Here is a 15068-nt window from a genome sequence, read left to right as displayed (position 1 = left end):
GTATCCGACATGGTGCGGCTTCCCGCCAGTTGGGAAGCCGGGAAGCTATCCGCCCACCTGGTCCACGGTGAATGCCGCCAGGAATCCCGCGGCGGCGATCAGGCCGGTAAGCAGGTGGTGCTCCTCGAAGGCCTCGGGAATCATTGTGTCGGCGAGCATCGCCAGGATGGCGCCGGCCGCAACGGCGGTGATGAAGGCGACCAGTTCCCCGGGGGCGTTCTGCAGGACCAGGAACCCGACCAGCGCGGCAAAACCGGAGAGGACGGCGATGCCGCCCCACACGCCGAACACGTAGCCAGGCCCGCGGCCGGCCCTTTTCATCCCAGCTGTGCTGGACAGTCCCTCGGGGACATTGGAGATGAAGACGGCGGCCAGCATGGCAGGGCTGACCGCGCCCGCTGTCACCAGCCCCACCCCCAGGACCACCGATTCCGGGATGCCGTCCAGCAGCGCGCCGATGGCGATGGCCGTCCCGCTGCCCGGCTTTTCCTTTTCGGAGGGCTGCTTGCCGCCCGACCGTTTCCGATGCTTCGCGCCCTTGCTGGCCAACACGGCATTGGCAGCCACATACACCAGGGCGCCGCTGGCGAACCCGGCGATGGTGGGCCACAGTCCGCCGCCGTTGACGGCCTCCTCCACGAGCTCAAACGACAGCGCAGAAATCAGCACACCGGCGCCGAACGACATCACAGAGGACACCACCTTTGGCGGGATCTTCCATTTCCACGCCAGCGCGCATCCCACTACCAGCGCCCCGCCGGCGATGGTGCCCCACATCCATGCCTGCAGCCATGCCGGCATTAGGCACCACCCGCCGTCGAACGCCCGCTTCTCCAGCGCCGTGCGTTCCTCGCCGCCCGGACCGCCGCAAAGGCCAGGCCCGCGGCCGCGCCTGACGCCGCCACGGCAAGCATCCGCCGCGCCGCACGGGTGCTTTCCAGCACGGCCCGGGCGTCGGGGCCCGGCTCCGGCCTTCTGCCGGTGGCGTCGTTCTCATCCAACTCCCAGGCCGACGCGGGAGGAAAGATCCCCGACGGCAGTTGTTCCTGCCGCAGCTCCCGGCGTACGGCCAGCCGTTCCCGTACCTCCTGGTTGGGGGCGGGCACTGCACCCTCCGCCGCCAGGGCTGCGGGGAGGTCGATGATGTACGGCTCTCCATAGAACGCCGCGGAAGCCACCGAGTCCAGCCATGCATTGGTAGGTGCCGCCACGCCGGCGCGCGCGAAACCTGACTGCAGCATGTCCCGGATATCCGCCAGCCCCCGGCCTTCGGTCTCCCGTGCGACCTCGAAGATCACCGCCTGCAGCAGCGCTTTATGCCTCCCGCCGGGGTCCTCGGCGCTCGGATCCTGGCCTGTGGGGTCAGGGTCAAGTGGCTTTGCCCCGGAGGGGTTCGCGTTGCCTGGGCTGGTGCTCATGGGCTTCCTTTCGGTCCTGTCATGGTTGGCGGGTACCTGCTTTTACTGGACCCGGTAAGGGCGGGCGTCGGCAGCGCGGAAGGCCAGCCCGTTGCCGGGGACATCCGACGGCCATACCCATCCGCCGTCCGGGTCAAGCGCTCCGTCAAAGAACAGGTTTTCGATCCGGACGTGGTCGTGGAACCACTCAAGGTGCCGGGAATTAGGGGTGGCTGCGGCGACGGCGGCACTGAGGTGGGGTGCGCAGTGGCCTGAGATTTCCAGTCCGTGGGCGGCCGCGACGGCGGCCACGCGCAGCCATTCGCTGATCCCGCCGCACCTGCTGACATCGGCCTGGAGGCAGTCGACGGCGTCCGCGCTGCACATGCGCCGGAAGTACACCAGTCCCGTTCCGTACTCCCCGGCGGCCACGTCGGCGTCGACGGCGGCGCGCACCGCCCGCAGTCCGGCGAGGTCGTCGCTGGAGACGGGTTCTTCGAACCAGGTGACGTGCTCATCTGCTGCTTCCCGCATGACCCGGACCGCTTGCTTGGCGCTGTAGCCACCGTTGGCGTCCACGAACAGTTCCGTGCCGGGCCCGATGGCGGCACGCGCCTGGCGGATGCGCTCCAGGTCCCGCGCGACGTGCGTCCCGCCGTCCTGGCCGATCTTGATCTTCACCCGGGGGATGTGCTGGCCCTGGGCCCAGCCCTGGAGCTGGTCCCGCAGCTGGTCGTCGGAGTAGGTGGTGAACCCGCCGCTGCCGTACACGGCCACGGAATCCCGGACAGCGCCCAGGAGTTTATGCAGCGGCACCTCCAGCAGCCGGGCCTTCAGGTCCCACAGGGCACAGTCGACGGCGGACACGGCATAGGATGCCAAGCCGGTCCGGCCAGGGTTGCGCACCGTCCGCGCCATCGCAGCTGCCGCGGCCGGCACGTCCAAAACGTCAATGCCCTGGACGGCCGGGGCCAGCAGGCCTTCCACCAGGGCCGCCGCCGGCACCGGGGCGTAGGTCCAGCCCAACCCGGTCTTCCCGCCGCCGTCCGCTTCCACCAGGACCAGGGTGGTGGAGTCCCAGCTGTAGGTGCCGTCCGCTTCGGGTGCGTCGGTTGGAACCGTGAAGGCGCTTGCCCGGATGGCGGTGACCGGGGTGGCGGCGGCGGACACGGTTCAGCCCTCCTTGTGCGGCAGGAATTCCTGGATCTTGGTCTTGACCCCTTCCTTCACCACGCCCCAGGCGCTGTCGTCACCCTTGACCATGGCCTCCGCGGTCTTCCGCGCCTGTTCAAAGGTGGCGTGCGGCGGGATCGGCGGAATATCGGGGTCGGTGCGGACGTCCAGGAGGGTGGGCCGGTCCGCGGCGAGGGCCTTCTCCCAGGCCGGCCCCACGTCGTCGGGGTCCTCAACGTGGATGCCCTGCAACCCCAGGCTCTCCGCAAAACCCGCGTAGTCGACGTCGGGCAGGGCCTGGGACTCGCGGAAGGCCGGCACCCCGCCCATGGCCCTCATTTCCCAGGTGACCTGGTTCAGGTCATTGTTGTGCAGGACGGCCACCACCAGCCGGGGATCATTCCATTCGCGCCAGTAGTGTTTCACCGTGATGAGCTCCGCCAGCCCGTTCATCTGCATGGCGCCGTCCCCGGCGAAGGCGATGGCGGGCCGGGCCGGAAAGGCGAACTTGGCGCCGATGGCGTAGGGCACACCGGGGCCCATGGTGGCCAGGTTACCGGACAGCGAGCCGCGGACGCCTTCCCGGAACTTCAGCTGCCGCGCGTACCAGTTGGCTGAGGAGCCGGAATCGGCGCTGAGCATCGCGTCCGCCGGCAACCGGGTGGAGAGTTCGGCGAACAGCCGCATGGGGTTGACCGGGTTGGCGCTGACCATGGCTTCGTCGTGCATGGTTTCCCACCAGCGGCTGATGTTCGATTCCAGGTTTTCCCGCCAGGACCGCTCCTGCTTGCGGGCCAGGTGCGGAATCAGGGCGCGCAGGGCGGCAGCGGCGTCGGAGACGATGTTGAATTCGTTGGTGTAGCGCAGCCCGATCATCTTGGGGTCGACGTCGATCTGCACGCCACGCGCCTGGCCCGGTTCAGGCAGGAACTGCGTGTACGGGAAACTGGATCCCACCGTGAGCAGGGTGTCGCAGTCCCGCATCATCTCGTAACTGGGGCGGGTGCCCAGCAACCCGATGGAGCCGGTGACGTAGGGAAGGTCATCGGGCAGGGCGTCCTTGCCCAGCAGCGCCTTGGCCACCCCTGCTCCCAGCAGTTCAGCCACTTCCCGGACCTCCGCGGCCGCGCCCCGCGCCCCTTGTCCGATCAGGATGGCCACCTTGGAGCCTTCATTCAGGAGTTGCGCGGCACCGCGGATCGAGTCGGTGTCAGGCTGGATGTCGGGCCAGCGGACACCGACGCTGGAAGGGACCATCTTGAAGTCGTGGGTGGGGGCGGCATACTCGAGTTCCTGCACATCGGCCGGGATGATCACAGCGGTGGGTGCCTGTTGGGCCTCCGCGATCCGGATGGCGCGGTCGATGACGTTGGGCAGCTGCTGGGGGACGGTCACCATCTGGACGTAGTCGGAAGCCACGTCCTTGAAGAGAGTCAGCAGGTCAACCTCCTGCTGGTAGGAGCCGCCCATGGCGCTGCGTGCCGTCTGTCCCACGATGGCCACCACCGGAACGTGGTCCAGCTTGGCGTCGTAGAGGCCGTTGAGCAGATGGATGGCTCCGGGCCCGGAGGTGGCCATGCACACGGCCACGCGGCCGCCGAACTTGGCGTAGCCCACGGCCTCGAACGCGGCCATCTCCTCGTGCCGTGCCTGGATGAATTTCGGCTGGTTGCCGGCCTCGCCAAAGGCGGCCAGGATGCCGTTGATACCGTCTCCGGGGAAACCGAAGACCTTGTCCACACCCCACTCACCGAGGCGTGCGAGCAGGCAGTCGGCCACTGTGGTTGCCATGATCAGTCTTCCTTTGCGCTCATCGTGGCGCCGCGGCGGGCGCCTTGGACCAGGACGCGGGCGGCGCGGGCCGCCAGCGCCATGATGGTCAGGGCGGGGTTGGCGCTGCCCTGGGTGGGCAGCACGCTGCCGTCCGTGACCAGGAGGTTGCGTACCGCGAAACTGCGGCAGTTCCGGTCCACCACACCGGCGTCCTGGGTGGCTGCCATCCGGGCCCCGCCCACCAAGTGGGCATAGCGGTTGATGGTGATGACTTCCTCTGCCCCTGCAGCGGTCAGGATTTCTTCCATGACCTGCTGTGCTGCGGACATCAGCTGCCGGTCGTTGTCGCACTGGCCGTAGCTGAAGCGCGCCACGGGAATGCCGTGCCGGTCCGTCTCGTCAGCCAGCGTTACCCGGTTCTCCTTCAGGGGGAGGAATTCGCACAGGGCGCCCAGGCAGGCCCAGTGCGGGTAGTCGCTCATGTAGCGGCGGAGGGTGGACCCCCAGTGCCCTTGCGCGGCAACATGCTCGGCCCAGGTAATGGGCAACGGGGACACGCACTGGATGGAGAATCCCCGCTTGTATGGCTTTGCCGGGTCCGTTTCGTAGAAGTCCTCCGTGCTGACTTCGGGGGAGGAGCCTTCCACATCCGCACCTCGGCCTGGAACCGCCCGGCGGTTTGGGGCGCGCCCTGCACCATCAGGTACCGTCCCACCTGGTCGAAGTCGTTGCACATCCCGTCCGGGAAGCGCGGCGTGGCGGAGTTCAGCAGCAGCCGCGGGGTTTCGATCGAGTAGCCGGCCACGGCCACCAGGCGGGCCCGCTGGAACTTCGTGACACCGCCCTGGACATATTCGACGCCGGTTGCCAGCCCGCTGCGTTCGTCAAAGCCGATCCGGGTGGCCATCGAGTCGGGGCGGATTTCGGCGCCGTGGGCCAGCGCGTCCGGGACGTGCGTGATCAGCGGGGATGCCTTGGCGTTGACCTTGCAGCCCTGGAGGCAGAATCCCCGGTAGATGCAGTGCGGCCGGTTGCCGAACCTGCCGTTGGCGATGGCCACCGGACCCACCTTCGCGGTGATGCCGCGGGCGTTGGCGCCGCGCAGGAACAGCTCGCCGTTGCCGGACACAGGATGCGGCCGGTGCGGGTAGCCGTGCGGGTCGCCCCACGGCCAGCGCTCCCCGGCGACCGGCAGTTCCGCTTCGATGTCTTCGTAGAACGGCCGCAGTTCCGCGTACTCCAGAGGCCAGTCGGCGCCCACCCCATCAGCAGTGAAGGTCCGGAAATCGCTGGGGTGGAAACGTGGCGTGTACCCGGCGAAGTGGACCATGGAGCCGCCCACCCCCCGGCCCGAGTTGTTTGACCCCAATGGCACGGGATCAGTCCCGGCAATAACCCGTGGTTCGGTCCAGTACAGGTGGTGGGATCCGGCTTCATCGCTGACCCAGTCCTGCTCGGGTTCCCAGAACGGACCCGCCTCCAACGCCACCGCCCGCCACCCGGCCCGTGCCAGGCGCTGCAGCAGCGTGGAACCTCCTGCTCCGCAGCCCACGATGACCATGTCCACCTCATCGGTTTCGGCGTACCGCCGCATGTTCTCCCGCAGCCGAAGGTTGCTGCCGGGTCCGGAAGGGAGCAGCCACGCGGACTCATTGCGTTCGCGGACCCTGTTCACCGGTCTGCCCCGTGGCCTGCGTGGTGGGTTGGCCCGTGGGTGGGGTCAGCATCGGGGCGGATGTCGCGCACCTCGAACGGCTCCAGGCGGTTCACACCCAGGTTCTTGTAGCCGCGCGGGTAGGCCGGTCCCGCGAAGCCGATTTCGTCCCAGGCCAGGGGATGCGAGTAGAAGGCGGTGCAGGCGTACCGGGTCCAGAGGCTCCACACCCGGTCCGCCGGCAGGCCGTGCCAGAGTTCCCGGTGCAGATTGCAGATGTCCTGCAGGAGCCCGGCCTGCTGCTCTGGATCCAGGCCGGCAAAGGTGGAGCCGGCACGGGAGTGCGCTTCACGGTCCAGCGCCGCGAGCGTTGCCCGCCACGCTTCGCCGTCCCTCGGCATGTTGTCATAGTGCCAGCCGTCGGTTTGCTCATCTGCCAGGCGGGCGTCCACCATGTTCACCACCGGCACCCGGGGCTCGCCCTGCTGGCCCAGTAACTGGTCGAAGAGGGCGCGCGCTGCGGCCTCCTCTGCGGGCGTGAAGAAACGGACGTCCGGCGGCATACCCAGGCGGGACTCGACGACGGCGGCTGTCGCCCGGTCCCAATGGCCCGCCTGGGCGCGGGTGCTGAAGCCGGGGTAGCGGCCGCCGCCGTCGGACATGTCCAGTGGGAGGCTGCTCATGGTTCCCGCCTCAGGACGGAGGCCAACACCCCCATTCCGCCCACCAGGGTGACCAGCAGCGGCGCGAACAGCGGCGGACCCATCTCCAGGTTGTAGCGCAGGTTGGACAGGCCGCCCGGTTTCTGCCGGATGCCCTGCAGGTGCAGCCAGGTTCCTTGCAGCCCGTTGGCAATGATCGCGGCGCTGGCCAGCGGGAGGGCGGTCTTTGCCATGCGGCGGCTGAATACGCCGGCTACTCCCGCGGCGGCACCCAGCGGGCCCAAGGCAACGGGAACCCACATCCACTTGTTGCCGAAACTGGCCTTGTCATGTTCCAGATAGATTTCCGCCGCCGTGACCAGGGCACCGGCAGCCGTCAGGCCTGACAGGGAGCGCTCAAACCTCCCCGTCTGCACATTCCGTACAAGCCGGTCGATGCCATTCACCGTGCTGCGGACCGGATCTGCCGGGTGTTGCGTCTTCATGATTCTCCTTCGGGCCGCCTGCGAACAGACGAGGGAAGCTGGCAAACTTTGCGGGACAGCAACCACTAGAGGAAACTGGTGCCCATGGATACATCTGCCGGATCTGCGTTGATCCCTGAACCTTCAAGTCGGGAAGTCGAAGCGGTGATGGGCGCCGCCGACACTCTTCTGCGCGTGGTGGCCCGCTCTGTTGCTGAGGTTGAGGACATCGTCAATACGCCACAGCTGCGGGTGCTGGTCCTTATCCATACCCGCGGACCACAAAACCTCGGCGGCGTCGCCGCAGAGCTTGGCGTGCACGCATCCAATGCCACCCGCATCTGCGACCGGCTGGTAGCGGCTGACCTGCTGCGGCGCCGTGAAGACCCCGCGGACCGCCGATACATCCGGTTGGAGTTGACCAGCAAGGGCAAGGAACTGGTCAACTCCGTGTTGGAACACCGGCGGCAGGCCATCGCAGAGGTGATTTCCAGGATGCCTGCGGGCCGGCGTCCTGCGCTGGCCGCCGCGCTGGAGGCCTTCGCAGCCGCCGCCGGCGGCCAGGGTACCTCCGACGGTCGCTTTACGTTGGGAGCCGGTACGTGACGTGACCGGATCCTGGTGCGGCAAGCCATGTTTTCATTGAAACCCAATATTTGCGTTTGCGCAATAGTTGGCAAAAGTGGGATGTCTTCTCTGCTGGACCCGGATCGGCGGAGGGAATCCTTCAGGCTGGCTTGATGCCCCACTGTCCGGTGTGGGATTGCCCGGGGTCCAGGGTGATCAGGCCTTCGCCGGAGTTGAAGGCGTCAGGGGCGCACGTCATGGGCTCCACGCCCAGCCCGGTCCGGCGGCGGTCCCGTTGGGGGAGGGTGTCCCCGGTGAAGATCTCCAGGTAGGGGTATGTGTCGTCCACCCACAGCTCAACTCCTCCGGAGCGGTCCGGGCGCAGCAGCCTTACGCGGGCGCGCCCATCCCCGCCGCGGAGAAGGTCGGTGTAGGCCACGTCGATGTGCCGGCCACCAAGTTGCTGGAGTTCCCGCAGGTCGTACTTTGTGCCGTCCACACGCTCGTGCCCGGTGGGGATGCCGCGTTCATCCACGGGCAGGTACGTCCGCCCCGGCACCTGGACCAAGGCGGTGTCGATAGCGCCCGCGCGCACCGTTCCTGTGCTGAGGTAAGGATGCGCCCCAGTCCCGTAGGGGCACGGCGAGTCGCTCCGGTTCACCGCCGTGCTCCGCACCGTCAATCCGTCCGGACCGAGTTGATAGTCCAGGCGGCAGTCGAGGACCCAGGGCCAGCCTTGGCAGGCGTGCAGGGTGTAGGCGAAGGAGATGGAGTCGTCGGTCTGCTCCACAACCGGGGCATTCCAGTTCCGCCAGCGGGTCAGTCCGTGGATGGCCCCGCCTTTGTCCGGCTCGCTCAGGTCAAGCTGGAGCCGACGGCCTTCCCACTCATAGCTGCCGGCCTTGATCCGGTTCGGCCAGGGAATGAGCGACTGACCGCGTGCGCCCGTGCACATCTCATCCGGTCCATACCCGTCCAGCAAGGGGCGGCCGTCCAGCAGGTAGTCCCGCAATGCCCCGCCAACCTCCGTGAGGTGCGCGGTTTGCCCGCCGTACCGGATTTCGTACTGGAGCCCGGACGGGTGCCGGTGGTCGATGGTGGCTTCTGTTGGTTCCCGGCGGAGAATCATCGCTGGTCGCCTCTGCCGCCGCGGGACTCTTGCAGGTCCAGCACAACCTTGACGTCGTCAGGCCTGTGATGGAAGGCCTCAGCGTAGTTTTCGAGGGGTACCCGGCGGCTGATGAGGCGGCGCAGCCAGTCGGGGTTGGCAGAGGACAGGGCCTTGGCGCCGGCATCGTAGTGGCGCCGGTTGGCGTTGACACTGCCGAAGACCACGCCGTTCATCAGCACTTCCTCGCGGTTGAGGGCGCCGACATCCACTTCCGTTTGGTTCCCGGTTCCCGAGACGCCGGTCAGGCAGGTGATGGCGTCCTGGGCGCGGCAGCGCAGTGCGTCCAGGACCACGGGGGTGACGCCCGTGCACTCAACCAGGACGTTCGGTTTCAGGCCGGAGTCCGGCAGTGATTCGCTGTGGTAGATGGCTCCGAGGTCCCGGACCAGCTCCGGCTTGGGCCCGTCCTTGACGATGTCGAAGACGTGGACTTCCAGGCCCTGCTGGACGCCCAGAAGTGCGGCGAGCAAGCCAACGGGTCCGGCTCCGGTCACCACGGCGATATGAGGGTCGAAGAAAGCCCGCTGCCCGATCCTGGTGATCTGTTCCCAGGCCTTGGCCACGATGGTGGTGGGCTCCAGCAGCACACCCACGTCTTCCAGCCCCGCCTCCAGTTTCACTATCGACTGCGGGTCGGCGCGCCATTGCTGGCGCGCGAATCCGTCCAGGCCTTTGATGCCGTGCTCGGTGTACTTGCCGTTCAGGCACATGTCCCACTCGCCGGCGGCGCAGGCTTTGCAGGGTTCGGGATCGGGCCTGCGGACAATGCCCACCACCAGGTCTCCCTCGGCGAGGCCGGAATCCCGCGGAGCTTCCCGCACCCGGCCCAGGTTTTCATGGCCCAGCACCAGGTAGTCCTGACCCGGCGGAGCCTCGCCGTAATCTGCCGCGATGATCTCGGCGTCGGTGCCGCAGAGGCCAACCGCCAGGGCATCCACCAGCACTTGTCCTTCACCCGCTGCCGGTTCCGGAATGTCGCGCAGGTGAAGGGAGTCCTTGACTCCCGGGGTCACTGTCAGCGCACGCATGATGTCTCCCTTTAGCCGTGGTTGTCCTGGCCAGTGTCTCGCTTTATTTGCGATGACGCAACAGTGTGGGGGAAGCAAGCGCTAACGTCCATCGAGCCCGCTCAGCAGCCGGGCAGCCAGTCGGCTTTCGCACTCATTGTTCTGCCGCATGGCCGCCGCGGTTGATATCCAGCATGATCACGACCGCGAGGAGAACCACGGAGATGGAGGCGGAGGCGAGCGTATCTGTAAACCAGTGATAGCCGAGGTAAACGCGGCTTGCTGCTTCCAGTGTCAGGCCTCCGGCTGCAGCGCTGAAGGCAACGATTACGGAAACCGTGCGGGAGGAGCGGGAATAGAGCAGGTATGCGCCGATCAGCAGAAAGTTTGAGGCACCGACGACGTGCCCGGAAGGAAACGATGAAGTGGCATCGGCGCCCAGCATCATCAGTGCCGCTGGGGGACGGGAACGTCCCACGGCGTGGGCGATGACCTCCGTAATGATGACCCCCGTGAGCATCGACCCGGCGAGCAGCAAGGGGCGCCAAAGGCGGCGGGTTAAAAGGGCCCAGGCCGTGGTGGCGAGCAGTGTTATCAGCGGAAGGGCGACCGGGCCGAACACAATGGCGAGTCCCGCCAGAACCATGGTGGCAGCACTGGTCCGGTGATTCACGAACCACTCGGTCATGGGCCCGTCAGCCGCTGTGACGCCATTGCCGTGAAGCACTTCCCCCAGCGTCAGCAAAAGGAAGCGGCGCCGGCCAGGGCCAGCGCAAGTGACACTGCGCTCAGGACGAGGAACCGGCCTGGGGGAACAATGAATCCGTGGCCTAAGCGAAAAGCCAAGGATTGAGACTGCGACTCTTTTACATCAGGGCGGACATCGTCGTAATCGCTTGCCACGGCGGCACCCATTCCTCCTGCTGGACTGGTTCCTCGTCGTTGGGGAACTTTCGCGGTTTGGGAAGTGAAGCTCGTGAAAAAGCCACCGTTGCTTCACCGAGTATCAATGAACGATAGCGCAATAATTGTAATTGCGCAATGGAATACGGGGCTGGCCCGCCCCCGTCAGCGGAGCATTGACGGTGGTGGCGAGGGAAAAGGGCCGCCTGGGTATTTTGGGGCCGCGGCGTTCATGAGGTGGGCCCACTGGGTGCCGGCGATGTTTGCTCCGTCCAGACCGGCGTAGTACTTTCCGTTGATGGTGATGTGCTCATTTGCCCATTCCGGCCCGAATCCTTTGTAGCTTCCGAACCATGAGGCGGTGGCGATGCCTGTGGTGGCGCCAACGGTCCATGTCTGGGTGTGTCCGTCGGTGGTGCCGGTTTTGGCGAAGATGTCCTGTTCCTTGTTCACGGGAATGTTGTAGCCCGATCCTTTGGTCAGTACTGGCTTCAGGGCGTACGTGACGCCGGCAGCGACGTCCGGGTCGATGGTCTGGGTGCAGTCCGCGGCTGGCACCGGGTAGTGGTGTCCGCCGGGTCCGGTGACCGTCTCCAAGGCGACGGGTCTGCAGCGGATTCCTCCGGCCGCGAAAGTTGCGTAAGCGGTAGCCATGTCCAGCGGCGCGACATCCTGGGTGCCGATCAGGTTGGCGATACTGGAGAGGTCGTAGGGCTTGTTGGTGTGGCCGTCCTTGATGCCCGCCGCTGTGGCCATCTTCTGGATGTTGCAGAAATCCAGCTGCGTTGCTGACTGGAACGTGATGGTGTTGATTGAGTGGTACAGGCCTTCCAGGACACTCATCCGGTAGTAGTGGTAGGGGTCGTCGTTGGGCAGGGGTGTCTGGCCGAGGGCGGGATCGTAGGACCCGGCCGTCGTGCCGCAGCTGTTTTTCCATGGGAAGCCGGCCTTGTAGGTGCGGACCGAGCCGTCCAGCCGGACAGCCATGGACCGGCCGGAATTGAGCCATTCAGCAAAGACGAATGGTTTCATCGTGGAACCGATCTGGAAGCCGCCGGCACCATGGAGCGGCTTACCGCGGCTGTCCGTTTCTGGGAGGGCGAAGTTGCCCGTGTAGTGTCCGGGCCCAGGCGCAGGGTTGTATATGGTGTTTTGGGCCATGGCAAGGATCTTGCCCGTCCGGGGCTGGACGCTGACAAGGGCGGCCCCGCGCTGCAGGGGATCCGCCGGGGGAAGCGAGGCATTGACCTGTCCCTGGGCCACTTTTTGCAGGTCCGGGTCCAGAGTGGTGTGGATGGACAGCCCACCCTGGTGCAAAAGTCTGCGCCGGGCCGTCTCGTCGGCCCCGAAGGCGGGGTCGTTGAGAATCAAACGTTGGACGTAGTCGCAGAAGTATGGAGAAGTCGCCGCGGCGCATCCTTGGACGGTTGGCTGGACGTTCAAGGCGAGGGGCGCGGCGGTAGCCTTGTCGTGCTGGACCGTGGAGATGTAACCCTGTTGGAGCATTTGGTCCAGAACTTCATTGCGCCGGGCCACCACATGGCCTGGTTCGGTGATCGGATCGTAGTACAGGGGCCTGTTGACCACTCCTGCCAGGGCGGCGGCTTGGGTAAGGCTGAGGTCGCTTGCGGGGACGCCGAAATACTCTTTGGCTGCCGACTGGATGCCGTAGGCTCCGTTGCCGAAATACACCAGGTTCAGGTAGCCCTGAAGGATCTGGTCCTTGGAGTACTTGTCCTCGAGGCTGACGGCGAGTTTCATCTCCCGAAGTTTGTCGCCGATGGTCCTGGCCGCGCTGGACTTGACCTCGTCCGCCCTGCCGCTGGAGATCAGCGCCTGGATGAGCACGTTCTTGACGTACTGCTGGGTGATGGTCGATGCGCCCTGCCGGCCGCCCAAGGTGTCCACGTAGATGGCCCGGAGAATGCCCGCTGGATCGATGCCGCCGTGCTCATAGAAACGGGAGTCCTCGATGGCCACGATCCCGTCGCGCATAAACGGTGATACCTGCTCCAGTTCCACCGGCACGCGATTCTGCGAATAGAACGTGGCGATGACCGACCCATCTTTAGCCAGCACCTCCGAGTTCCGGGCCGGGGGTTCAGATCCAGCACTGAGGGCAGCTGCTCGAAAAGCTTGGTGGATGTAGCGGCCAGGGATGAGCCCAACGCCGCCGCGGGGACCAGGAGCCCGGTGACCAGGAAGCCGCCGATGACGCAGGCAGCCATGAAGGCGGCAGCCTTTCGCCACAGTTTGTCTCTAAGGAGCATGCAGGAGAATTCCTTGTCGTGTCGTCACTGCACTTCGATCAAGGCGTCGCATGGACAGGGGTGCCTGGAAGCAACCCCTCGTGGGTCTAGTGCCGCTTGTCTCGGAATGATTGCCAATGTGCAAACAATGCTATGTCCCGAATCTGCATCGACAGGGCTGAATCCGGTAACAGGAGGGCAACAATTCAGAAAAGTGGAACTTGCTAAGTGGGTAGTGATTGCGTTGGCGCAAGTGCTGCGCCACACTGAGGGAGGGGATATACCGGGGAAGCCCACGGATGAAGCCCTAAAGCTAACCACGGTGGGGCAGGGGAAAAGCTGTACTGGGCTGCCAGGCGACCTGCGCCATCTCCGCCGCATTGTCACCTGCAGATCTCATGCAGGCTTCTGTTTTGACCAGCCGGCAGCATCTCAACGCCAGGGAAAGGAACATCCATGAAACCCGCCCACGGCACCATACGGTTTTTCCGCCTCCTGCCCGTCCTGGTGATCTCGGCCCTTCTGGCTACCGGCTGCTACAACCCTTCCGAAGGGGACCGCGATCCCATTGCGCTCGGTTCCGACTTGAACTTTGCCGGGCTGGAGTTGCGAAGCGTTCTGCTTGTGACATCAGGGCAAAATGAACCCGCACGCGTGTTGGGAACGATCATCAACACCACGGCTGCTGATATTGAGATGGTCCTGGCCGACTCCGACGAGCAAGTCCAGGTCAGGATCCCGGCAAGCGGGAACAAGGAGTTTGACCAGACGCCCCTCATTCTCAACAGTGCCGCGGAGGCTCCCGGGGCGCGCACTGACCTGACAGTAAGCGTGAAGGGGCAGGAAACCAGAATCAACGTCCCCATTCAGGACGGGACTTTTGACCAGTACCAGCCTTATGTTCCTTCGCCCAGCCCTTGACGCTGGCAGCAGCCCTGCTGGGCAAGACAGGCGACCGCCCCTCCCGGGCGATCTCTCAAAGAGGAGGTATCCAATGAGGTTAAGACTCTACGCGGCGGCTGGAATGACCGCAGCGGCGCTGACGCTGACGGGCTGTACGGGAAACCCGGCACCGGGGCCCGGTTCCTCCACTGCATCACCGGACGCATCCAAGGCAAGCCTGTCGGGCGGCGGCGGCCTGGCCGCGGTTCCCGGCGTGGTCAGGGAGGTCGAACCATCCGTGGTCACCATCAGGACTGCTGTCGGCCTTGGCAGCGGTGTCATCTACGACGGCAATGGATCCATTGTCACAGACGCCCATGTCGTGGAGGACCAGCAAAAACAGCCCTTTAAGAACGTTGAGGTCCAGTTCGCTGATGGCTCTCAGTCCCAAGGCACAATAGTTGGCGTTGACGACGTCACGGACCTTGCTGTCCTCAAGGTCGACCGCACCGGCCTTCCGGCCGCAAAATTTGCTGCAACAGATCCGGAGGTGGGTTCGATGACCGTTGTCATCGGAAGCCCGCTGGGGTTGGAGGAAACCGTCACTGCCGGAATTGTCTCGAGCCTGCACCGGAACATGCCGCCGTCGAAGGAATCACCCCACGGCGCCATCGACCTGCTGCAGACCGATGCGCCGATTTCCCCCGGTAATTCCGGCGGTGCGGTGGCGAATGCCGGCGGACAGGTAATCGGTCTTTCCGAGGCTTACCTTCCACCCAGCACCGGAGCCGTAGCCATCGGGTTCGTTACGCCATCTTCCACTGTCACCGACGTTGCAGACCAGCTGTTGGCCAGCGGATCGGTCAAACACGCCGCCCTCGGTGTGGTCCCCACCGACATCACGCCGCAACTCGCCCAACGGTTCTCCCTGCCCACGACGGCAGGGGCGCTGATCGTGAGCGTTTCGCAAGGAAGCCCAGCGGAACAAGCCGGCATGAAGGCAGGAGACATCATCACCAAGTTCGCCCAGGCAGACATTGGAAACGTGACGGACCTGCTGGTGGCCCTCAGGAAACAGGACCCCGGGCAGCAGGTGGACGTCATCGTGCAGCGCGGCTCAGCATCCCAGAACCTGCACGTCACCCTTGGCGACCTGGCTAAATGAC

General features: G+C 65.6%; 15 protein-coding genes. 3 read left to right on the top strand and 12 right to left on the bottom strand.

The annotated features are described in order from the left end of the window. Window positions 1-45: 45 nt before the first annotated feature. The 8 genes from OUO20_RS12315 to OUO20_RS12280 are packed head-to-tail and all read right to left on the bottom strand — an operon-like array spanning window position 46 to window position 7144. Entirely contained in the window at window positions 46-801 is a 756-nt protein-coding gene (locus OUO20_RS12315; RefSeq protein ID WP_018768707.1) for a ZIP family metal transporter, read from the bottom strand. Beyond that, window positions 801-1418: a hypothetical protein gene (locus OUO20_RS12310; protein ID WP_018768706.1), complete on the bottom strand. Its 618-nt coding sequence runs from the start codon at window positions 1416-1418 to the stop codon at window positions 801-803. Before OUO20_RS12310 ends, OUO20_RS12315 begins: the two co-directional genes overlap by 1 nt. Window positions 1419-1460: 42 nt before the next feature. Continuing rightward, window positions 1461-2567, bottom strand: a complete 1107-nt coding sequence (locus tag OUO20_RS12305; RefSeq protein WP_018768705.1) for an enolase C-terminal domain-like protein — start codon at window positions 2565-2567, stop codon at window positions 1461-1463. A gap of 3 nt (window positions 2568-2570) precedes the next feature. Next, complete coding sequence (locus tag OUO20_RS12300; RefSeq protein WP_018768704.1) at window positions 2571-4361, bottom strand: thiamine pyrophosphate-requiring protein; 1791 nt, start codon at window positions 4359-4361, stop codon at window positions 2571-2573. 2 nt (window positions 4362-4363) lie between these two features. Beyond that, window positions 4364-4825, bottom strand: a complete 462-nt coding sequence (locus OUO20_RS12295; protein ID WP_268001822.1) for a GMC family oxidoreductase — start codon at window positions 4823-4825, stop codon at window positions 4364-4366. Beyond that, complete coding sequence (locus OUO20_RS12290) at window positions 4822-6018, bottom strand: GMC family oxidoreductase N-terminal domain-containing protein (protein ID WP_268001821.1); 1197 nt, start codon at window positions 6016-6018, stop codon at window positions 4822-4824. Before OUO20_RS12290 ends, OUO20_RS12295 begins: the two co-directional genes overlap by 4 nt. Next, window positions 6015-6680 carry a gluconate 2-dehydrogenase subunit 3 family protein gene (locus OUO20_RS12285; RefSeq protein WP_018768702.1) on the bottom strand — a complete coding sequence of 222 codons (666 nt, stop codon included), beginning with the start codon at window positions 6678-6680 and terminating at the stop codon, window positions 6015-6017. Before OUO20_RS12285 ends, OUO20_RS12290 begins: the two co-directional genes overlap by 4 nt. Next, entirely contained in the window at window positions 6677-7144 is a 468-nt protein-coding gene (locus OUO20_RS12280; protein WP_018768701.1) for a hypothetical protein, read from the bottom strand. The genes OUO20_RS12285 and OUO20_RS12280 overlap by 4 nt, the downstream gene beginning before the upstream one ends. Window positions 7145-7228: 84 nt before the next feature. On the opposite strand from OUO20_RS12280, the gene OUO20_RS12275 reads away from it, so the two are divergent. After that, window positions 7229-7729: a MarR family transcriptional regulator gene (locus tag OUO20_RS12275; protein WP_056392902.1), complete on the top strand. Its 501-nt coding sequence runs from the start codon at window positions 7229-7231 to the stop codon at window positions 7727-7729. Between the two features lie 121 nt (window positions 7730-7850). Here the strand turns inward: OUO20_RS12275 and OUO20_RS12270 are convergent, their stop codons facing one another. The 4 genes from OUO20_RS12270 to OUO20_RS12255 all read right to left on the bottom strand — a co-directional run bounded on the left by OUO20_RS12270 (window position 7851) and on the right by OUO20_RS12255 (window position 12850). Then, on the bottom strand, window positions 7851-8819 hold the full coding sequence (locus OUO20_RS12270; RefSeq protein WP_268001820.1) for an aldose 1-epimerase family protein: 969 nt from the start codon (window positions 8817-8819) through the stop codon (window positions 7851-7853). Then, window positions 8816-9889 (bottom strand): glucose 1-dehydrogenase, encoded by a 1074-nt coding sequence (locus tag OUO20_RS12265; protein ID WP_268001819.1) that lies wholly within the window; start codon window positions 9887-9889, stop codon window positions 8816-8818. The genes OUO20_RS12270 and OUO20_RS12265 overlap by 4 nt, the downstream gene beginning before the upstream one ends. Window positions 9890-10022: 133 nt before the next feature. Continuing rightward, on the bottom strand, window positions 10023-10595 hold the full coding sequence (locus OUO20_RS12260; protein WP_268001818.1) for a phosphatase PAP2 family protein: 573 nt from the start codon (window positions 10593-10595) through the stop codon (window positions 10023-10025). A 341-nt stretch (window positions 10596-10936) separates the two neighbouring features. Then, a complete protein-coding gene (locus OUO20_RS12255; protein ID WP_268001817.1) occupies window positions 10937-12850 on the bottom strand; it encodes a transglycosylase domain-containing protein in 1914 nt (637 codons plus the stop codon). Window positions 12851-13476: 626 nt separating this feature from the next. Between OUO20_RS12255 and OUO20_RS12250 the strand changes: the two genes are divergently transcribed. Together OUO20_RS12250 and OUO20_RS12245 are read left to right on the top strand one after the other, a co-directional pair. Then, entirely contained in the window at window positions 13477-13941 is a 465-nt protein-coding gene (locus OUO20_RS12250; RefSeq protein ID WP_018768695.1) for a hypothetical protein, read from the top strand. Between the two features lie 73 nt (window positions 13942-14014). Continuing rightward, window positions 14015-15067, top strand: a complete 1053-nt coding sequence (locus OUO20_RS12245) for a S1C family serine protease (protein ID WP_223992434.1) — start codon at window positions 14015-14017, stop codon at window positions 15065-15067. The last annotated feature ends 1 nt before the right edge of the window (window position 15068 follow it).

This window comes from Arthrobacter sp. FX8 (assembly GCF_026723805.1).
Lineage (GTDB): Bacteria > Actinomycetota > Actinomycetes > Actinomycetales > Micrococcaceae > Arthrobacter.
This window is presented reverse-complemented; position numbering and strand designations above follow the sequence as displayed.